The 1,738-nt window shown below is 33.2% G+C and carries 2 protein-coding genes; one reads left to right on the top strand and one right to left on the bottom strand.

The genetic code is table 11. The features are described from left to right. Nucleotides 1-270: 270 nt before the first annotated feature. On the bottom strand, nt 271-660 hold the full coding sequence (locus ACFQ1R_RS12875; protein ID WP_379926663.1) for a hypothetical protein: 390 nt from the start codon (nt 658-660) through the stop codon (nt 271-273). Nucleotides 661-815: 155 nt separating this feature from the next. Between ACFQ1R_RS12875 and ACFQ1R_RS12870 the strand changes: the two genes are divergently transcribed. Further along, on the top strand, nt 816-1,598 hold the full coding sequence (locus ACFQ1R_RS12870; RefSeq protein ID WP_379926662.1) for a DNA methyltransferase: 783 nt from the start codon (nt 816-818) through the stop codon (nt 1,596-1,598). Nucleotides 1,599-1,738 lie beyond the last annotated feature (140 nt).

Raw genomic sequence — 1,738 nt, 5'->3', positions numbered from 1 at the left:
TTTCAATTTTTTTACTCTAGGATTTTCATTCATTGAATTTTGACTAAAACAAATGAAGTTTATTAAAACCAAAAAAGCTAAAGTTGGAATATGTCTGTTTCTCATTTTGGTAATAATGGCTAACGTTTGGTGTATGATTAGTTGCGTGGTTCAGCAACTAATTTAGTAAACAAATACTTGCCAGAGAAAATTCCGAAGGAATTTTCCAGATAAGCACTAGCCATAGCAATTAATTATACACGGTGTTAGCAACTGGCTTTTTTATCCGGTTTATATTTCTTTCCAAATGATTTTATAATTCGGAAATTGGCTTTCAAATCGTTGTTTTAATTCCGCTAATTCTTCTGAATCGAGATTCTGATGCTCAATTTCAATTCCGATTAAATGGTCACTTAAACACCAACCTTTGCATATTAATTTCTGCTCACTTTTGGCTGAATTCAAGGTGATTTGTTGTCCGTGTTCAGTTCCGTAACTCATTAAGTTGACTTTGCTCAATATTTTTTGAATTTTGAGTTTAATCCACTTTTCATTCGGTAAATCAATATTTTCAGGATTTATTTCCTCCGTTTTGAGAAACTTAAAATCCGAGTTTTTAACTGCACTAATAACTTCTGTAGGATATTCTTTCGACCAAGTATAATTTCTGTCGTATGTCATAAATTTATAAAACAGAAAAAATCCTAATATGAATAGGATTGGAATAAATATCAATTTATTTCTTTTCGCTTTGTTCAAAAGTTCGATTTTCAGCTTGTTGCTAACGAAAAGTATAACAAGTGTTGAGCCTTAAACATCCAAATAAAACAGAAACTATGAGTACAGAAATTAGACCACAAAAAACCAATGACAATACTTGTTATACGGTGTTAGGCTCTGTGCCTTCTGTGGTTTACAATGACGATTGCAAAGAAGGACTAAAACGCTTTCCAGATAAATACTTTGACCTAGCAATTTGCGATATACCTTATGGAATTGACGTTGGGAATATGGCTTTTTTGAAAGAAACAAAAACTTTGGTTAAGCAAAAGAATGGAACAAAACTAAACCCTAGAAAAAGCAATAAGACATATACCCAAAAGGAATGGGATAAAGAGCCACCTTCACAGCAGTATTTTGATGAATTATGTAGAGTTAGTAAGGAGCAAATAATTTTTGGAGTTGAATACGTTAATTGGCAAGGTTTAGGAAACGGAAGGATAAAATGGAATAAAGGTGTTGCTGAAGGAATGAGTTTCAAAGACTATGAATTGGCTTATGCCTCTATGCTCGAGGAAACTGTGGAAATTGATTTATTATGGTCTGGAATGATGCAAGCAAAAAGCCTAACAGAACCTATGACACAGCAAGGAAATAAAAAGTTGAATGAAAAAAGAATACATCCTTGCCATAAACCTAGATTATTATACAAAAAATTAATTGCGGATTACGGTTTTGAAGGAATGAAGTTAGTTGATACACACGTAGGCGGTGGCTCGATTAGAATAGAAGCCGATTTAGCAAATTGCGAGTTTACAGGTTGGGAAATTGATAAAGAATATTGGTTGAAGCAAGAAAAGCGTTTTAACCAATATAAAAGCCAATTGCGTTTATGGTAAACCGCATTGAGCCTAACGTTTATGTATAAGGAAAGTTGCGTGTTTGTGCGAGGATTTTCCGAAGGAAAATCAGAAGCTAACAAACAAGCAACTAACTTTGGTTTAGCTAAAACTAGCAATTTTTTTTATACGGTGTTGCC

This window comes from Mariniflexile jejuense (assembly GCF_042675665.1).
GTDB classification, from domain to species: Bacteria; Bacteroidota; Bacteroidia; order Flavobacteriales; family Flavobacteriaceae; genus Mariniflexile; species Mariniflexile jejuense.
Note: the sequence above shows the minus strand (reverse complement) of the source record. Positions and strands in the feature narration are given on the sequence as shown.